The sequence below is a fragment of the Prodigiosinella confusarubida genome, from assembly GCF_002847015.1.
Lineage (GTDB): Bacteria > Pseudomonadota > Gammaproteobacteria > Enterobacterales > Enterobacteriaceae > Prodigiosinella > Prodigiosinella aquatilis.
Window position 1 is genome coordinate 4,731,454 of record NZ_CP025085.1, and the last position, 16,229, is coordinate 4,747,682.

At 39.8% G+C, this 16,229-nt stretch carries 16 protein-coding genes; all 16 read right to left on the reverse strand.

All coding sequences use genetic code 11. The features are described from left to right. Positions 1-136 precede the first annotated feature (136 nt). The 16 genes from tnpC to CWC46_RS21655 all read right to left on the reverse strand — a co-directional run bounded on the left by tnpC (position 137) and on the right by CWC46_RS21655 (position 16,227). Positions 137-1,669 (reverse strand): IS66 family transposase, encoded by a 1,533-nt coding sequence (tnpC, locus tag CWC46_RS21585; RefSeq protein WP_101377526.1) that lies wholly within the window; start codon positions 1,667-1,669, stop codon positions 137-139. Between the two features lie 66 nt (positions 1,670-1,735). Next, positions 1,736-2,071 (reverse strand): IS66 family insertion sequence element accessory protein TnpB, encoded by a 336-nt coding sequence (tnpB, locus tag CWC46_RS21590; protein WP_101377488.1) that lies wholly within the window; start codon positions 2,069-2,071, stop codon positions 1,736-1,738. Further along, entirely contained in the window at positions 2,065-2,367 is a 303-nt protein-coding gene (gene tnpA / locus CWC46_RS21595) for an IS66 family insertion sequence element accessory protein TnpA (protein ID WP_021014466.1), read from the reverse strand. The genes tnpB and tnpA overlap by 7 nt, the downstream gene beginning before the upstream one ends. Before the next feature lie 449 nt (positions 2,368-2,816). Further along, entirely contained in the window at positions 2,817-4,778 is a 1,962-nt protein-coding gene (locus CWC46_RS21600; protein WP_021014465.1) for a hypothetical protein, read from the reverse strand. Next, positions 4,775-6,100 (reverse strand): NAD(P)/FAD-dependent oxidoreductase, encoded by a 1,326-nt coding sequence (locus CWC46_RS21605; protein ID WP_021014464.1) that lies wholly within the window; start codon positions 6,098-6,100, stop codon positions 4,775-4,777. The genes CWC46_RS21600 and CWC46_RS21605 overlap by 4 nt, the downstream gene beginning before the upstream one ends. Positions 6,101-6,126: 26 nt before the next feature. After that, entirely contained in the window at positions 6,127-7,143 is a 1,017-nt protein-coding gene (locus CWC46_RS21610; protein WP_037381163.1) for a lysylphosphatidylglycerol synthase transmembrane domain-containing protein, read from the reverse strand. Beyond that, positions 7,143-7,919 (reverse strand): glucose-1-phosphate cytidylyltransferase, encoded by a 777-nt coding sequence (gene rfbF / locus CWC46_RS21615; protein WP_021014462.1) that lies wholly within the window; start codon positions 7,917-7,919, stop codon positions 7,143-7,145. The genes CWC46_RS21610 and rfbF overlap by 1 nt, the downstream gene beginning before the upstream one ends. A 12-nt stretch (positions 7,920-7,931) precedes the next feature. Next, positions 7,932-8,915 carry a glycosyltransferase family 2 protein gene (locus CWC46_RS21620; protein WP_021014461.1) on the reverse strand — a complete coding sequence of 328 codons (984 nt, stop codon included), beginning with the start codon at positions 8,913-8,915 and terminating at the stop codon, positions 7,932-7,934. Further along, positions 8,912-9,745: an NAD-dependent epimerase/dehydratase family protein gene (locus CWC46_RS22970; protein WP_021014460.1), complete on the reverse strand. Its 834-nt coding sequence runs from the start codon at positions 9,743-9,745 to the stop codon at positions 8,912-8,914. The genes CWC46_RS21620 and CWC46_RS22970 overlap by 4 nt, the downstream gene beginning before the upstream one ends. Beyond that, a complete protein-coding gene (gene rfbG / locus CWC46_RS21630; RefSeq protein WP_021014459.1) occupies positions 9,742-10,824 on the reverse strand; it encodes a CDP-glucose 4,6-dehydratase in 1,083 nt (360 codons plus the stop codon). Before rfbG ends, CWC46_RS22970 begins: the two co-directional genes overlap by 4 nt. Before the next feature lie 94 nt (positions 10,825-10,918). Beyond that, entirely contained in the window at positions 10,919-11,062 is a 144-nt protein-coding gene (locus CWC46_RS23745; RefSeq protein ID WP_416354410.1) for an IS1 family transposase, read from the reverse strand. 353 nt (positions 11,063-11,415) lie between these two features. Further along, positions 11,416-11,565 carry a hypothetical protein gene (locus CWC46_RS22975; RefSeq protein WP_021014458.1) on the reverse strand — a complete coding sequence of 50 codons (150 nt, stop codon included), beginning with the start codon at positions 11,563-11,565 and terminating at the stop codon, positions 11,416-11,418. Positions 11,566-12,078: 513 nt separating this feature from the next. Further along, a complete protein-coding gene (locus CWC46_RS21640) occupies positions 12,079-13,281 on the reverse strand; it encodes a hypothetical protein (RefSeq protein ID WP_021014457.1) in 1,203 nt (400 codons plus the stop codon). A gap of 45 nt (positions 13,282-13,326) precedes the next feature. Further along, entirely contained in the window at positions 13,327-14,139 is an 813-nt protein-coding gene (locus CWC46_RS21645) for a class I SAM-dependent methyltransferase (RefSeq protein WP_021014456.1), read from the reverse strand. Positions 14,140-14,146: 7 nt separating this feature from the next. Next, the gene (locus CWC46_RS23525; RefSeq protein WP_021014455.1) at positions 14,147-15,442 is read right to left on the reverse strand and encodes an ABC transporter ATP-binding protein; all 1,296 of its coding nucleotides are present in this window, start codon (positions 15,440-15,442) and stop codon (positions 14,147-14,149) included. After that, complete coding sequence (locus CWC46_RS21655; protein ID WP_201797203.1) at positions 15,442-16,227, reverse strand: ABC transporter permease; 786 nt, start codon at positions 16,225-16,227, stop codon at positions 15,442-15,444. Before CWC46_RS21655 ends, CWC46_RS23525 begins: the two co-directional genes overlap by 1 nt. Between the last annotated feature and the right edge of the window lie 2 nt (positions 16,228-16,229).

Sequence of the window (16,229 nt, forward strand, 5' to 3'; positions counted from 1 at the left end):
TAATAATCTGGACAGGTATCAAAACTATTTTCGACGTAGGACAACAGCTTGTTTATCCGGTTGTTGAGCCAAGAAAACGTAACCGAACGGCGAAGTCGCGTTGTGTGATTAAAATAATGTAATAAGCTGGCAGATATTAACTGAAGCTGTTTTCGGCGTAGGGCAACAGCTCGCTGATTCGGTTGTTGGGCCAGGTCGGCAAGCGGGTCAGTACATCTCGCAACCAGATATACGGGTCGTGGCCGTTGAGTTTGGCGGTTTCCAGCAGACTCAGGATAGCCGCCATCCGTTGCCCAGCACGCAACGAACCGGCAAACATCCAATTCTTGCGCCCAAGAGCCACCGGACGTATCACATTTTCACAGCGGTTGTTATCTATGGGTACTCGCCCGTCATCCAGATAGCGCAGTAAGGCCGGCCAGCGTTTCAGGATGTATTCCAACGCTTTGCGAAGCGCGGAGTTGGGCGCGGCCTGCGGCTGTTGCAACACCAGCCACTGATGGAAGACCTCCAGTCTAGGTTTCGCATAGCGCTGTCGCCATTGGCGTTTTTTATCCGCCGGACGCTGTTTGATTTTACGCTCAAGTTGGTACAACTCACGGATGCTGTCGAGGGCCAGTTTGGCCACCGGGCTTTTATTGATGGTAAACAGTTCAAAGAACTTTCGTCGGGCGTGCGCCCAACAGCCCGCGTCCAGGGCCTGGCCGCTGTCGAACAAGGCCTGGTAACCGGCGTAACCATCTACTACCAGGGTACCGCGCCAACCATCAAGGATGTCGCGCGCATATTGACCACTGCGCCCCGGCTGACAGTCATACAGCACTATCGCCTGCTCGGCACTGTGGGTAGTCACATAGGCCCAGAGATAACCGCGTTGAGTTTTGCCTTTGCCAGGGTCGAGGATAGAGAGCGTGGTTTCATCGGCTTGCAGCACCGGATGTTGCAGCAGGTCGTGATGCAGGCGCTCGGCCAGCGGTTTGAGCGCCGCGCCCACGGCGCCGAACCAACCCGCCAGCGTACTGCGCGGGATATCAACACCGCTGCGTTGATAGATAACCTGTTGGCGATAGAGCGGCAGATGATCGAGGCATTTGGCGCTGACCACCTGCGCCAGCAACCCTGGGCCGGGCTGGCCTTTTTCTATCAGCTGTGCCGGCAGCGGAGCACTGACCACGGTATCGCAGTGTTCACAGCTGAACTGCGGGCGGATATGGCGATGCACGATAAAACGCGCCGGCACATACTCCAACCTTTCGCTGATTTCATCACGGATAAAGCGCAGGGCATGGCCACAGTCCGGGCAGCTATCGGATGCCGGGGCAAGGTGAATATCCTGGCGTGGTAGTTCCGGCGGCAGCGGTTGGCGTGTGGGCACGGCGGGTTTGTCGGCTTCAGGTTCGGGTAATAACGTGGCCAACTGTTGTTCAATATCGGCGGCATCAGCCGCGATATCTTCATCGAACAGTCCGCGCTGTTCACCCTGGAAGGCTTCGCTTTTACGCCCGAAGCGCCACTGGCGGGCATTTTTTAGCGCCTCTTCCAGTTGCTGGATATAGCACGTTTGTGTCTGGTTTCGCTGCGTCTGCTGCTCGAGGTCCGCGAGTAATTTCAACGCCAGAGCGCGCAGTTCATCGGGGTCTTTTGAGGTCAGCAAGGCATCGATATTCATGCGACCATTTTATCAACGTGGCACCAGATTGTCATTGATAATCAATGTATTAAATACTATTTTTTGTTATTTCCAGCCGGTTAAATCCAGGCCATCCACCCGCTGCCAGTCAATGCCTTTCATCAACCAGTCTGCCTGCTCGGGTGACAGCAGCCAGGCGACATCACCTTGCCGGGGCCAGATAAAGTGGCCCTGATGAAGACGACGAAGACACAGCCAGACACCGTGCTTGTCCCAGCGCAGGACTTTGATACGCGAGCGTGCCTTGTTGCAGAAGACAAAAGCGGCTTCCCCTTGCCAGGGTTGGTGCAGGTGGTCGGTAATATATTGCGTCAGGGTATCAATCCCCCGACGCATATCGACGGGCTCTCGCGCCAGCCAGATATGCTGCGGCGTTAGCATAGGGACAAGGCCTGCATCACGGTCCGCAACTGAGCGGGAAGGCACCTGACCGAACAGCCGTTGGGGAGGTTGAGCGTCACGGTGTCGGCGTCATTATTCTCAGGCAGAACCCGGCGAGCTGGAATGAAGGCGGCGGGAACGGTCACGGTAGCGTCATTGCGATGATGTCTGAGCCAATAATAAAAGGTGGCAGGGTTCAAATCGTGTTGCTGACAATAGTGCTGTTTGGTTAATCCACTCTGTTGCCAGGCATCGAGATGCTGTTGTCGCTCACTGTGAGAATACCGTTTTGCCATATTTCACCTCCGATTCGTTGTATTGAATGAGGGAAGCATGTGGCAGCAGAGTTTTGTTAACAATACGAGTTCGCCGGACGCTTACAGGATAAAGCCCTTTACGACGACAATATTCGCCTAATTCGGCTTCACTGAGTGTGGCGGTTTCAACAATGACCCAACAGGCCATGGCGTTAATGAAGCCAGAGAGTACGGATATTCATCAGGGCTCACGAAGCCGGATATATGCGTGTGACTACGTTGTCAGAAAAATCAGCCCATGCTTGCACTGGGTCGGTGTCCATATAAGCTATTTGGCTTACCAGGAACTGACAACTTCGTTGACACTTACTGGACTGAATTTAATCGGTATTGATACCAAAATAATATATTGTATTTAAAACGCCAGAATTAAGAAGTAAATAGCCGTCTCTACAACTCAAATTAGGCGGCTATTTGTTTGACTAATTCTAGTCCTCAGCCTTTATTTCAAAAGAAATGAGACCAATACCAAGTTTTCTTTGATCATCTGATAATCCCAATTCTCGAGGAGATACAGGATTAGATATGTCTATAGTGATGTCAACTCTATCCTTTTGACAGGTATCTGAAGGTATGGGAAATGATAGGTTTGTTGGTTTACCTAAAATATCGCCTTGCCACAGTTTATACCCATTAGCAGAAAATTTCACATGCTGAGTAGAAAAAGACTGAATAGTTAGTGAAAGAATAAAATTTTTACTTTCGGAGAAAAATTGTCCATTGTCACAGGGAATATATAAACTTGCAATATTATCTTTAGACCAAACACCCCAATTTTCCCTATGCCACCAGCCAATTCCCAAGATAAAGCCACCATCACCAGCCACACCACTACTATATTTTTTTGGAAGGACTTTTATTATTGTTTTTTTAATATCTTCTTTACTTAAGTTTATGTATTCGCCATATGAAGTTTCTTTAGATGCATTCTTCACTATCGCATTAATTTTACTCTGATCAAAATGACAATTATCAGGAAAAATAACATCATTCCCATTGTGGGTAGGTGATATAAGCACTTTTCTGCAGTCAGGACCAACAATCCCTAAATATGATTTATCATGTATGCTTTCACCATAGCCAGAATATCTTTCCTGAAAAACTTCTACTGGAGGGTTATATAACCATGGCAATCTTTTTTGTATCAAGAATGAAATAGCTGATGGTGTGATATAACTCTCCCCTTTACGGGGATCATTCTTTTTAAATGTAAAAATTGACGTCATTATAATTAGAGTAATTATTATATAAAATAAACTACTACGCAAAACAACATTTTTCGAAATAAACATAAAAATTGGAAAGGCTAATGGTAGATACCATAATGCATATCGGGCCAACCCAGGAGTGCCACCAGAATTTATGTTTGTCGTCGATGAATTTACGTAGAAGTTAATAGCAAGATAAAGCATTAAAAATAAAGTTATCCGCCCATCAAAATATAGGCATTCTCTATTTCTTTTCCTACACAGCAGAAATGCCGCCAATATAATAGAGAGAATACCCAATGGCCAATTAGGAATTAATCCTAAGTCAGGATCTAAAATCCATATATAGAATATAGATAAGTTCTTACCTAATGAAGCTCCGCTAGTAAGTAATTCAGGTGTAATTACCCCAAATCGCAAGAAATAATAAACAGGATGTACTAGCACAAAGAGAGCAGTAGCTACAAACATGATAACTTCAGTTAATAAATATTTATCTTTTCTTTGCAGAATGACTCTATAGCAGAAGGGAATAAATGCAATTAATGCGAAACTTGGATTTTGAGCCGATGCGATGGCAAATACTAATGCAGATGGAAGATATTTTTTTGCATATATAAATATTATACCTGACAGTGCCAAACAGTAAGTATATAGTTCTGTATGAACCTTATCAGTGAACCAGAGTACAGGAGAAACGAAGGTCATCAAAACAACGATAAAAACACCTTGCCATTTATAGTATCGGTAAGCAATAGACATTGTCATGAAAACCAAAAGAAAATGAAGTTCTAGGAAAGCTCCATGTATAGATATATTAATTCCCAGTAATGATGTAAATTTTGCACATATAAAAGCCAGAAAGCTATAAAACCAAAAATGATTAAAGTCAGCAGTACTTCCTGCGATTAAAGCAGGAAAGGACCTTTCAAGGGTATCACGAGGAACTAAACTTATTATCTCATGAGAGGAAATTAAGTGCCCATATGCGTCATAGGCTGAAGATGTCATCCAGGGACGGAATACAGTATCCCATGCATAAAAAAGAGCATAATACTCTGATCCATCGCCTACACGTATTGGTGTAAAACGGCCAACAATTAAGAAAAAGATGAGCAACCCTAAACCTATATAAAAGTAATGCCTTATTTTATTAACATCTACTTGATTAAAATCCGTCATTTAGCTTGTCTCTCCAAAATATTCTTAGCGATTCGTCTACCTTCACGAATAGCATAATTAGTGCCTCTATCCTCCGGATAAATCTGTGCCATTGTCGATATAAAAGCATTTTTAAATGGTGTATCCCGTTCCGGAATATAGCTCGAGTAATCTCGTTCTGTGACCGGTTGTGCGTATTCGGAGCGCCAGACTTTATATTCAACAATCCAAGACCCATCGATTTTCGGGAACATGCGTTTTAAATGCCTCATAGCAAAATCGAAATATTCATCATCGGAATACAGCCAAACAGGATCTTCAACAGCAAGGTAACGAGAAAGATACGCAATATGCGTACCCTTGTAATTGTCTGGTGAATCGAAGTTGGTATGTTCAATCACACCAACAAAGGGGAAACCCGGGTCGTTCACGTTCAACCAATAAGTTCCCGATAAGCTGTGCTTCAATCTGAGAACCAGGCACATATTTCCTAGATACTTTACTCGGCGCAAACTTGCGATCCATTTTGGATCAGTGGAGTCCTTCAAGATATCTGCAATGATTGGGAACGATGGTGTAAATAAATATTTATCACCTTCGATACCCCCTTTATCCGTCAGGATCGAGATAATTGCATCTCCGCTTGTGTTAGTGTTAACCCCTGTTACACGATGCCCAAGACTAACTTCGCCTCCATTTATCCTGATCGCCTCGACAAGTGTTTCTGCAAGCCTGCCAAATCCGCCTTTAAAATAGGCTAACTCCTCTCCGCCCTTGTCATTTCTGGTACTACCGCGAAGAACTAGTTTTTTCCACATCCATACTGCATTTACTGTCTCTGAATAGATTGAAAATTTTGACTCAATTAAAGGTTCCCAAACAATTTTATATACAGCCTTACCACATAAAGGCTCTAACCATTCGCGGATACTAAGGTGCTCAATTGTTTTCCAATCTTTAATACGACGAACCTGGAATACGAGAAGGCCGAGTCTGATTCGATCAATTAGCGATAATGCTTTGAAACGTAATAAATCTAGCGGTGTTGAAAGTTTCCACATACGACCATTAAAATACATGCCTGTCCGGGTTGGTAGTAGAATAATGTCGCCTTCCATCCCCAGTTCTTTTACTAACTCAGGTACATAAACATCATTGTTAAACCAATGATGATAAAATTTCTCAAGCTTAACACCATCAGCGAATTCAAAAGTACCAGCTAAACCACCTGGGGTACTATCAGCTTCAATGACTTTCACTTTTTTACCCTGCTTTGCCAATACATAGGCTGCAGTTAGGCCAGTAAAGCCAGCACCAACAATAACGACATCGTAATTATCCATAATTGTTACTCAATTTTTATATAAATTTATGAAGCAGGTCTTGAGTGAAGAGACCTGAATAATTCAGGCTTCATTAAAATCGCAATTGCACCAGCCAATGTCGTTGGTAACCATAATGCCAAATGGGATAAAATTGCATAACTCCCCGCTTGGGTGGCAGTACCACCGAGCATCGATACTGCAGCGAAAGCAGCTAAATGGAAAGGCCCCACATAACCAGGTGATGATGGTACTAAGGTTGAAAGTGTAGCTATTGACATAACAACCACAGCTACAGCTGGCGTTGCATCGAAATCGAATCCAACTAATAAGAAGTAAAATAGACCGGATTCGCCAACCCAGACAAACATAGAAATGATTATTATAGAAAATAATACTTTTGGCCGTGACATAACCTCAAAGCTGGATAATAGGCCACTAGCCACTACTAATAGCTTATATATACGATCAGGACCTTTAGAAGATGCTCTTCTGCTGGCTATATGATTAATATACTTGGCTAGAGACCCGCTAAAGAGAAACCCAAAAATGAGGGCCGTTCCACCCACAACAGCCATTGTGACTGCAGATTCCGCGATTAGTGGTGGAAGATGAGTCCCACTTAATGTTAACAAGCCAATTGCCAAGCACCCCAATAGTGTCATCAGGTCAATTAACCGTTCCATAATCAGACTCGTGGTTGCTATTGTTTTACTTATTCCCATTACTGACGGGAAAACAAATGCGCGAACTACATCACCAAGACGCAATGGCAGTACGTTATTTAGTGCAATAGAGCCAAGAAATGGTGCTGCGCAAATGCGCCATTTTATATTAGTTCCTGTTGCACTCAGCATCATTGCCCAACGAAATATTCTCAGAGAATAGCCTAGGGTAAGAGAAGCTATTCCCATAGTCAGGTATTCCCATTGAAAACTTTCCAGTGCAGAAATAACTTCCGCAATATTGATCTGACGAACAATAATTACCAAACACAGAACCGTAATCGTAGGTCCAATAAGGTATTTAGCCCAATTACGTTTCTTGTTATTTTCAGTCATCATTAAGAATTCCACACTTGCCATGGGGCGTTACCTTGACGCCATAAATACTCAAGCTCCCGTTTGTCACGGAGGGTGTCACAAGGTTGCCAGAAACCGGAATGCAAGAAAGCCGCTAGTTGATTATCTCTAGCCAAGTTAACTAGAGGGGCTCGTTCCCATGATGTTGCATCACCTTCAATATAATTAATCACCGAAGGTTCGAGGATAAAGAAGCCGCCATTAATCCAACCAATTTCATCACTTGGCTTTTCTTCAAAACTCGTCACATGATGGTCTGAATTCAGGTTTAAAACACCAAAACGACCCGGAGGCTGGACAGCCGCTACTGTCGCAAGTTTGCCATGGCGTTTATGGAATGCGATTTCTGCTGTAATATCGATATCGGATAAACCATCACCATAGGTTAAACAAAAAGTTTCGTCACCCAGATATTTTGCAACGCGTTTCAAGCGGCCACCGGTCAGAGTATCTGGACCTGTATCTATCAGGACAATATTCCAGTCTTCTGATTGGCTATTCAATATCTGGTGTTCACCTGTGCCAAGGTTAATACGCATATCAGCCAAATGATGATGGTAGTTAAAAAAGAACTCTTTTATAACGTAGCCTTTGTAACCCAGACATATAATGAAATCGTTAATACCATGATGAGCATAGGTTTTCATGATATGCCAGAGCAATGGATGCCCCCCAATATCTACCATAGGTTTTGGTTTAGTATCTGATTCTTCTGCGATACGAGTACCTAAACCGCCAGCTAAAATAACCGCTTTCATGTAATTACCTATTTAAAATTTTAGTTCAGATTGAGGTAAATTAAGACTTTTCTCAATCGTTGCAATGGGTTCAGCTCTGAGTAACAAATATATACGCAAAATGTACTCACCTATTATTCCCAACAGAAATGAATTAAGCCCGATACCAAATAATACAAGTATATGAATACTGGCAAGTCCACGAGGTAGCTCAGGGTTGAATAAACGTAAGGCTACATAATACAGAGCCCCTAACAAACTAATAGCCAAGATAATAGAACCGAGAAATGATGCAGCGCGAAGTGGAACGGTGGAGTGGTTAAATACTGCAGTTAATCCTAAGCGGACTAATTGTGATATATTAAACTTACTTTCACCAGAGATTCGTGGTTCTCGTTCATAGGCAATCCCGGTTTGGTTGAAACCTAGCCCAGCAATCATTCCTCTCAGATAAGGACTATAAGTCTTTATCTTACATAAAGCATTAATTACCTTTCGATCAACTAAACGAAAATCACCAACATCTCTTGGGATTGGATGATCACTGACTTTGTCAATTAACCAATAACCTAGCTTACGGAAACCATTCATTAACCATCCCTCAGGGCGTTTTTCCCTGATACCATAAACAACATGATAACCTTGTTTCCATAATTCGAAAAAAGACTCCAGCATTTCTGGTGGATCTTGTAAGTCGGCATCAATTTGCATTACAGCATCACCTTTAGTGTGCATATAGTTTGCAAGAATTGAGCGTTGGAACCCATAGTTCTTAGAAAAACCGATAGCTTTTACTCGAGGATCTTTCGCTGCAAGTTCGCTTAACAGTTCCCATGTCTTATCATCAGAATGATTATCAGAAAACACGAACTCAAGGTCACATTTCTCGCTCATTTTATCAGCGATGTCACATAACCTTGAATATAAGGCTGGAAGGCTTTCTGCTTCATTAAGAACAGGAATTGAAATAGAAATCAGTGGTTTTTTATCAGAAAAATTATTTTCTTCCTCTGTCATACCAAAAACTCCCTATTCAGTAAACATTTTTTTAAATAGATCAAAATACCTGGAAGCGTGTCTCGAAACTCAATCCCACTCAACTCACTCGGCCGATGGGATATAATTCCATAGTTATCATCTTTGGGTTCTAAGTATGCCCCAATAGACAATAACTCTTCCAGAGAAAGCGCTTGGAATACATAATTAGCAATATCTTTTAACTTTACCGGCTGCCCATGGCTTAAATTAAAAACCCCATAAATACCGTTATTTATTAATGTATGAATTGCTTTTACATCATCATCAATATGGTGATATTCTCTTAATTGGTTTCCTGGGGACATCTCAAATATTGATTTATTTTGTAGAGAATCATACAGTTGACCAAGAAACATAAATGGACTTGGCAAACCTACGCCATATAATGTATGCATTCTAACATGCAATATATTTTTATTTATACCAGACAAATTTGATATAAAGCTACCGAGCATAGCTTTGCTATTTACATATACGTTCCCAGTCGAAACAAGTTCCTCCATTATAGTCCCGAAAGTAACAACTTTGAGTCCTAAATGAGATGTGGCCTCAATAATATTTTTTGGTAGTAAATAGTTAACTTTTAGAAGTGCTTCTTGTGATAATTTAGGATCAAGTAGCCCTGACGCTATAAAAATAACAGAGTTAGGCTCAAATCTGTCTTCGAAATAACGAGCAATATCACCTCGACAGGACGTTACTCCCCAGTTTTCATAGAGAGAGCGCTCTAAAACTGTAATATTCTCTAGCGGGTAAGATTGATATATTGCATTGCCTAAGCGACCATGACTGCCTATTAAGAAGTTCACTCTTTTATACCCTCACGCCACGCATTTATTTGTTTGAGAGTTATTTCTCTGGCACAAGAAGGATTTTTATAATAATCACGATACCATGCTGATGTTTCTCTGATAACACGTTCGGTATCCCATACTGGACACCATCCCAGCAGGTTACGGGCAAGAGAACTATCTAACGCTAAGCTACCAGCTTCATGTAGTGGATTATCCATATAATTTAATGATGGACGCTCCCAATTTAAGCACATGAGTTCCAGTACATCACGGACAGAATATTGTTTTAAGTCTTGCGGCCCTATATTCCAGGCTCTTGCATAGTGTGCTGGTTTTTCAGAAATTAAGCCTGATATCAGAAGTATATAGCTATGGGCAAGAGCAAGTACATGTTGCCACGGCCGTATTGCATCGGGATAACGTAAGGTTAGTGAGTTATTTTCTACAACAGCTCGAGCAAAATCAGGGATAAGTCGATCCTCAGACCAGTCCCCGCCACCTATAATGTTCCCGCCTCTGGCAATCGCAATAGCTGGACCTTTACCTTCAGAGAACGGATATGAGGCAGCAAAGCTTTGAATAATCATTTCAGCGGCAGCCTTAGATGCACTATAAGGGTCTTTCCCACCGAGTGGATCATTTTCACGATATGGCCAAGGCCACTCATTATTTTTATAAACCTTATCGGTGGTAATACATAAGATGCCTTTGACACTTTTTACCATACGGGCTGCGTCTAGGACATGTGCAGTGCCTTGCGCATTGACTAAAAATGTTGAGACAGGTTCTCGATATGACCGACGTACTAAAGGTTGAGCTGCAAGATGGAGGATTAAGTCCGGTTCAAAAGCTTCAATAGATTTGAAGATTTCGTCATAATGGCAAATATCACCGAATGTGGTAGGAATATCGTCAGCTAAGCCAAGACAATCAAACAATGCGGGAGATGTCTCTGGTGGGAGTGAGAAACCCGCAACGTTTGCACCAATAGACTTTAACCATAAGCAAACCCACCCTCCGGTAAAACCGGTATGACCAGTGACCAGTACCTTTTTACCAATGAGTGACTTTTCAAATTTTAGCTCGGTAAGCACAATAGGTAATTACTCCATCTTATTGGTAATGATGCATATTTAAATTATATCAGATAACTTTGTTATGGGGTTCTTCAGATTTTGAAAAATATAGCTATTTCCGATAAAGGCGAGCCAAGTATAGCCTGAAATTCAGATTGTACCGCTCAATCCGCGGTGTGCAACGCTTACTAATAACATAAAATCCCCCCATCAAGGCAAAAAACTCATACATTAACCAGCCATCTGTTATCCATATCGAATATCAAAAGAAAATAACTTCGATAATAGTCGGGATAACGCTATAGTTCTCCCAACATTTAGTCGTACCACACAATAGTGTTCTCTGGTTGATACTACCAACGGGAGAACTATTATAAAAAAGCATATTTCACAGAAATTCAGATCCTGCAGGTATTGAAAAAAGTTGAAGGTAACCGTTGAAATGTCAATTCACTGGTCAGATAAGAGCCCTTGTCTGCTAGTGGTACTATCTGCATCGGAGGCAGGTTGGTATACTCCGGTTCGTTACATACCATAACTGTCTGATGCTCTTCTTCGGCAGCCAGTTTATGGGCAGGCACTAGACGCACTGCCGTGGTTCGGCGCTTTTCAGTCTACCCGTTCCAGCACCGTCAGTTGCTCAGACTGAGACCACCTCCCGACAAGCGAAGACCAGGAGCGTATTCGAGAGTAGGAGCAGTCGTCCTCTTTCTCCTCACTGTAATGTTGATTCAGCTTTTTCTCAGTACTCTTCAGCATATCGAGGCTCATCACAGAACAAGGTTTTTGCTGAGTAACCATTGCAAGTATTGGAACTGATTTTAACCATGTTTTTCTCGTGACCAAGATGGAGGTGAGATCGGCAGCGAGCACCTTAAGTTATTTTGGTCCATAATTTACCTGTCCATGTAATAAAGATGAACATATCAAGAATAGGAAATTACACAATTTTAATTATAGGTTCTGAAAAAGCCCTGCATACCCTACCCCGATCTAAATTCTTATTATTTATCTCAATCATTTTAGTATAGAAGAAACTATTTTTATTATTATTTTTAAATAAATTTTAATTTCTTCTACAATGTATTATTTTATGAAAATTTATTTATTTGTAGCATTATAAAAGACAGAGTCTATCCCTCCGCCCCTCACACTTCACACTTCACATTTCACATTTCACATTTCACATTTCAGCATTTAATTTTTTAAACGCCTAGATACCGTTATTATTACATCCGAACTTACCATACATTCAACCCTCCTCAAATACTATTATTTATTCATTTTTGAATAAATAAATAGAAATAATTCCATGAAACATCTTTTTATAAAACGTAGAGGGGATGTTACTATCCAAGACCTGCTATTAAGTAACGCATTAACATGTTGCTCACTGCGTTCTAACTCTATCAAATAATGATTATTTCGCTCCTCAAGGTTAGAAATTTCATCCTGTATAGTTTTAATTACGGTATATATTTCCTGCTCTTTAGTATTAATTATGGTGTATATTTCTTGCTCCTTAGTAATATACCCCCAAGATTCATACACATCCCTCAGATAATTATCTGGAACAGCTACCGATATATTAAATGGACTAGAGAACAAATCCATATTAAGGAATTTATTAACCCAAAACTCACGATCATCAAGAAGAGATTTATAATTTACTGCAACACCATATTTCCTAGCTCTATCATCTAAATTAACAGATTCAACTCCAAAATAGGGTGATTCTGTATTTACAGATGAACTTATCGCACAGCATTTATCTATAGACTCTGTTATTAAAAATTTATAAAAATTCTTCTCTGGTACAATTTCCGCACCATATCGTTCTATAATTATTTTATCAACACTTTCGTCGGTCAAATTAGGGTGTGGGCGATATATAACTCGCGGATAATCTCTGGCTAAGGCATCAATCTTATCGAGATAAGACGTTAATTTTTTAAATTCGCCATCGAAATAGATGCTCTTATCAATTGGAGTTTGGCCAAATATTGCTAGCGTTTTTTCTTTCTTTATTGATGTTGAATTAATAGATGATTTAATTTTATTGACACAAAAATCGATTAAACCAGTGCTTGCCGCATGATTTGAAAGATCATAGTCAAATGATGTTGTAACGTCAAAATATAAATCATCTAAGAAACGTATAGGATGAATAGAAAAATTAACCCATGGTATTTTATTTTCAGAAAAATAATTTATGTCTGCATCAGAAATTTCAAAACCAATAATAGCCGTATTAGACAAATCTAGATTGGCAATTTCTGATACTCTATTTTTATCAATGGACTCCCGCCATACCTCAAGCCAATCAGATATGCTTACCTTCTTATTTACCTCACTTATATACATAGAGGCTGTGACGTTAACTTCTTTAAATACAGGAGAAAAAAGGCGGAATAACCGCTCTATATTCACATCTTGGGCACCGCGATTCACATCACCAATAAATAAGACATTCATTAATTATTTCCTGTTTTCATTACTATATTTGGCAAGTATTGAATCTTATAAATTGTATCTTTTTTCAAGAATGTAAATATTAACCTGACCAAACTGGTTTTCCACAAGTTTCATTTCATCCATAGGTAATAACTGGAATGTATTTATTCCATCTTGTTCAAATCTATAAATATCTTGACCAAACCATTTTACAAGTTTCACTTCTGGAGGAAGCATTTCTATAAATTTAGAATGTTTATAATGCCGGAAATGAAATTTATGAGGATTTTTCTCTAAAGAATGAATCTCATCATTAGGCACTGAAATAAATGCAGTACCACCAGGTTTCAATGAACTGATGATTTCATTTAGCATCTTTTGATCTTCTTCTACATGTTCTAATGATTCAAAACATGTGACGAAATCAAAAGATGAAATGGGTAATTTAAACGGGAAAAGTTTGTGGCTGAAATAGTTATTTTCTTGAGTATAACACTCATTTGCTAGTAATATTGCTTCCTCAGATCCATCCAATCCAATTACCGTAGCTCCAGGTATATTTTTAGATATAATATAAGTACCATATCCATTTCCACAGAACACATCGGCAATATGAATAGAAGCGTCTTTTTTACAATCAGCTATATACTCAACAGCCATATAATATCTATTGGTATGATCTGATCTAATATCATCCAATTCTCTTCCAACTTGTCTTTCGCCACTTGTTAAAGAATAATCTTTATCCGTATCACAAGAAGCCTCTATATATTTATCATCATTAGAATGATCATTCGTAACCGAATCATTATTTTTATCATGAGTATTTATTGCTTCATCGGTTCTACCAACAAGGATTTTTTTAATAAAATTGATCATATTTAACTCACTTAGCTACTTTAATTTTTTCAATATGGATATCAGCATCAGCAAAAATATATCCACCAAAATTTCTTTTCAGTAATTCGATTTTTGGCGTTACCGTTATCACTTTTGCACAAAAAACTCTATCATAGAATATTATCGAATAGGGATCTGGTTTGATACCAATATCTATACGAATTTCACCTGACGCTAAAGGAAACTTCATTTTCCATCTAATTACAATTAATTCTCCCTTATTTACTGCAGGTAAAAAATAGTCATAGTAATTTGAATTACACGCTACCAATGGATAGCCTGTTTTATCAGCCATTAATAACCCAATAGCGGAACCAGCTTCTACGTCATTATTAGCTTTGATATATGCAGAAAACTCTACAAGCTCACCTTGAGTACAGTTTGTAATTTGTACTCCTTCACGATTTTTTAAATCAAATTTTAAAAACTGTAAATGAAATGTACCAGTTTCAGAATCCAGAGAGTATTTTCTCAAATTTTTATCTTCTTCGATTATTTCACTCCCTATGTCATTTTCTATTTTAGAAGTAACTTCATCTTTCTCTTCTCTGTCTAATCCAAGAAGATCATTTTGAAATAAGTCACATACTTCTGATACATTTGAAAATTGTTCTAATCTTCCATCTTTAATATATATAGCTTTATCACAAAATTGCCTAACTTGATTAATCGCATGGCTAACAAATAGAATAGTCGTCCCAATATTTTTCAAATACTCCATACGTTGCATACATTTTGCTTGGAAGGCTATATCACCAACACTTAATGCTTCATCAATAATAAGGATGTCCGGTTTTACACAAGTTGCGACTGAAAACGCTAATCTAGACTGCATCCCACTAGAATATGTTCTTAATGGCTCATCAATATATGATCCTATATCAGCGAAGGCTTCTATTTCGGGCATTAACTTGGTTATTTCTTCTATGCTTAGCCCTTGCAACTGCCCTGACATGTAAGTATTCTGACGACCGGTAAAATCAGGATCAAACCCCATACCCAGTTCAAGCAAAGCTGCTACTTTACCGTCAGCTCTAATAGATCCTTCGGTCGGCTCCGTTGTGCCGGTAATCATCTTTAGCAACGTGCTTTTGCCAGCACCATTTTTCCCAACGATTCCAATAACCTCTCCAGGCTCAATATCAAAATTAATATCTTTTAAAATCCATGTCAGAGTGTGCTTTTGTACAGGAGTTAAGCTAATCCATTCAATTAGTCTTCCCCACTTATTATGATATTTTTTGTAGGCTTTACCTACCCCTCGAACTGATATATTTGCCATTACAATTCATCCACCATCTCGCCCACATGTTTTCTAAATAGATGCATGCCCAAAAAGCACATCGCAATACTAATAATTGTTACTAATATTAAGCCATCCCATTTTGGAACCTGTTTTAAAACAAAAATAGACTGAAATGCAGAAATGATTGGAGTCATAGGATTGAGTGATATTATCTTCCTTATGTTTTCTGGCAGTGCATTTATTGGATAAACAATAGGGGTAAACCAGAACCAAAATTGAAGAATGATATTGAATAGCTGTCCGACATCCCTAAAAAAAACATTTAAAACGCCCAATGTGATGCCTAATCCAATTGAAAAAATGCATACTATGATTAGTACTGGAATAAAAGAAAAATATACAAAACCAGGATTTTCTCCACTAATAAGTAAAAAAACAGTGAACAGAGAAAATATAATAATAAAATTAATTAATGCATTAGCTACTACCACAACCGGTAGACACATTCTGGGAAAACTAACTTTCTTTAGTAAGTTTGCATTATCAATAAAAACATTTTGAGCCCTACTGACAATTTCTGAAAATAGTCCCCACGTCAGCACACCAGAACATAAATAGATACTATAAGCATACGTATCGTCAATTCCAGCAATTTTTGCTTTCATTACATGTGAGAAAATTACAGTATACACAATGATCATCGCCAGAGGATTTAGTACCGTCCATGTGGCTCCCAATAATGAATTACGATATTTGCTCTGAAATTCGCGCTTAACATTGCCGAGAATAAATCCCCGGTAATTCCACAACGCTCTCAACATTA